At 41.3% G+C, this 2251-nt stretch carries 5 protein-coding genes; 3 read left to right on the forward strand and 2 right to left on the reverse strand.

The window, feature by feature from the left end; translation table 11 throughout:
- Nucleotides 1-472 precede the first annotated feature (472 nt).
- Together ACEYW6_RS35590 and ACEYW6_RS35595 are read left to right on the forward strand one after the other, a co-directional pair.
- Nucleotides 473-1045 carry a relaxase/mobilization nuclease domain-containing protein gene (locus ACEYW6_RS35590; RefSeq protein WP_412983511.1) on the forward strand — a complete coding sequence of 191 codons (573 nt, stop codon included), beginning with the start codon at nucleotides 473-475 and terminating at the stop codon, nucleotides 1043-1045.
- 222 nt (nucleotides 1046-1267) lie between these two features.
- On the forward strand, nucleotides 1268-1435 hold the full coding sequence (locus tag ACEYW6_RS35595; protein WP_190971617.1) for a hypothetical protein: 168 nt from the start codon (nucleotides 1268-1270) through the stop codon (nucleotides 1433-1435).
- On the opposite strand, the gene ACEYW6_RS35600 is transcribed toward ACEYW6_RS35595, so the two are convergent.
- Nucleotides 1432-1554 carry a hypothetical protein gene (locus tag ACEYW6_RS35600; RefSeq protein WP_412983512.1) on the reverse strand — a complete coding sequence of 41 codons (123 nt, stop codon included), beginning with the start codon at nucleotides 1552-1554 and terminating at the stop codon, nucleotides 1432-1434. The genes ACEYW6_RS35595 and ACEYW6_RS35600 overlap by 4 nt on opposite strands.
- Nucleotides 1555-1608: 54 nt before the next feature.
- Entirely contained in the window at nucleotides 1609-1803 is a 195-nt protein-coding gene (locus ACEYW6_RS35605; protein WP_412983513.1) for a hypothetical protein, read from the reverse strand.
- A 118-nt stretch (nucleotides 1804-1921) separates the two neighbouring features.
- Here ACEYW6_RS35605 and ACEYW6_RS35610 point away from each other — a divergent pair, with 118 nt between their 5' ends.
- Nucleotides 1922-2080: a hypothetical protein gene (locus ACEYW6_RS35610; RefSeq protein WP_412983514.1), complete on the forward strand. Its 159-nt coding sequence runs from the start codon at nucleotides 1922-1924 to the stop codon at nucleotides 2078-2080.
- Nucleotides 2081-2251 lie beyond the last annotated feature (171 nt).

Consider the following 2251-nt stretch of genomic DNA (forward strand, 5'->3'; position numbering starts at 1 on the left):
GCAACTGTTCTCTCTGTCCTGAAGCTTGCAGATACAGCACTTTGCGATTCAGCTTGCTCATAACTTCCTTGATAATAGTAGAGTTCTGCTAGCTCCTTCATGGTGGCAACAGAGAGATGTTCTTCTCCCAAGCGGGTTTGCACCGTTTATCAACGTTGCTCACGACTAAACTGCTGCTATCAGCGCTCAACCCCTACTTACGTAGGATTACAGAGATGTGCTTGATATTAAGTCTTCCCAAGGTTTGAGATGTATAATATGAGCCTATAAAGTTTGAATTAGTTACAAATATTATTTAAAAACTTATAATAGCCTCCCTTTCTTTGCAACCCATACACAGCCTTAAAAGTTGGGCGAACTTTACCTGCTAATCCAGAACTGCTAAGAGAACTTTTAGAACTGCTGCATCAGTACAGGCGAGACATTGCCTCAGATGATGTTGATGATGACGACTCGGAAGAAGAGGAAAAGGATGATTGGGAAGCAGACTAAAGGCAGAGGTTTTCGCAAGATGTTGGATTATTTGGAATCTCGTGAAGATGCTAAACTAATCGGTGGCAATATGAGCGGGAAAAATGCCCGTGAATTGGCGCAGGAATTTAAGCTGTCTCGACAACTAAATTCTGATGCAGAACGTGTTGTTTACCACGTCTCATTATCCACCGCCAAGGGGGACAAATTAGATGATGAAAAGTGGAGTGAAATTGGCGACTGCTACATGAAGGAAATGGGTTTTGATGCCAATCAATTCGCCATCTTTCGCCACCATAACACTGACGACGACCACATCCACATTGCAACCAGCAGAATCAGGATGGACACGGGGCTAGTAGTGCATGATTCCTGGGATTATTTACGCTCTGAAAAAGTCCTGCGACAAATTGAGCAAGACTATGATTTAGTGCAAGTGCAGGGCAGTAGAGAAAAACTGAATCGCACACCCAGCACCGGACAAATTAGGCGCATAATAAGAGAACAATCAGAATTTGCTCTAGGTAAGCGCGATACCCCACCAGAGCGTACTATTAAAGAGCAGATTCAGTAGACAATTGATAGGGCTAGAGTTGATAATCCCCAAATGCCAACACTGATCATGCGCTTGCAGCAAGCAGGAATTAGCGTCAGGACAGGTTTTATTAGGAATGGTAAGTCCAAAGGTATCTCTTATGAGATGCTAATCTCCTCGATCAGCAGCCATCATAGAAAATCAAACTACTCTTCTTATTGAGCGACAGTTTATAATATTCTCTAAAGATGATTAAGAAAAATGATTAAGCCTAAAAATGTGTATCGCGGACACTCAATGGAAAAAGTTGGTCATGGTAAAAGAGCGGAATTTAAAACAACTATCAACGAAAAAGAATGGTCTGCTGTGACTGAATTAGAGGTAAAAACAGCAATTGATACTTGGATTGATGAAGGAGTAGAGCCTTAGTTATTGGCTACATAGCTTAAAATGCCCTGGTTAATCCGAATCGGTAAGCCATCTAATGACAACCGAAACTCGACCAACTCACCCAGTCGAAACACGGGTTTTTCTTTAGAGCCTGTCAAGAAACAACTTTTACAATTTGCCACCTAAAAAGCTTACTGAGAAAGCATTTCTAACTAAAAAGAAGGAAGGTTGTTTCGTGACAAGCTCTTAGTGTTCGGTTGTAAGTTACCTGTGCCAATAAGTTCACTTTCTAAAACAGTAATATTGTCATAAAGAGTGAAGATTTCGTATTTCCAACCGTGTTGTGACCATTCGACTTTATACAGCAATAACCGAAAGCTTTGGCAGGCAGACGGCAGACTTAACATAGACTAGCTCTAACAGACTCAACAGTAAACACTTGAGGACTTTTCAAACATCCTCTTAACTCGACTTTATCCAAAATTCAAAACTCGGTTTTCTTTATCCGGCAACAACTCTGGCTTTTTGGCAAATACTTTTTCCACATCACATATTATCGATGAAGTTAAAAAAGTAAAACTACCGCCCCATAAAGGTTTCAGCGATAGCGTTCCCGTTGCGACAAAAATGGATAAAGTTGAGCTTAAAGCGCAGGGCATTAGTAAAAACTATGAAACATGGTAATAAGGAACGCTTTTTTTACAACCCGTGATTATCAAATGCCTACAGGTTTGTTTATATCCCAAGACTAGTAGCCAAACTCATTTAATCACCACATCCGCCACCACATCCATCACCACCACCACCTCCGTCACCACCACTGTAAGCACTATAACCACCATCACCACTGCCACG

It is taken from the genome of Nostoc sp. UIC 10607 (assembly GCF_047228265.1).
Taxonomy (GTDB): Bacteria; Cyanobacteriota; Cyanobacteriia; order Cyanobacteriales; family Nostocaceae; genus Nostoc; species Nostoc foliaceum_A.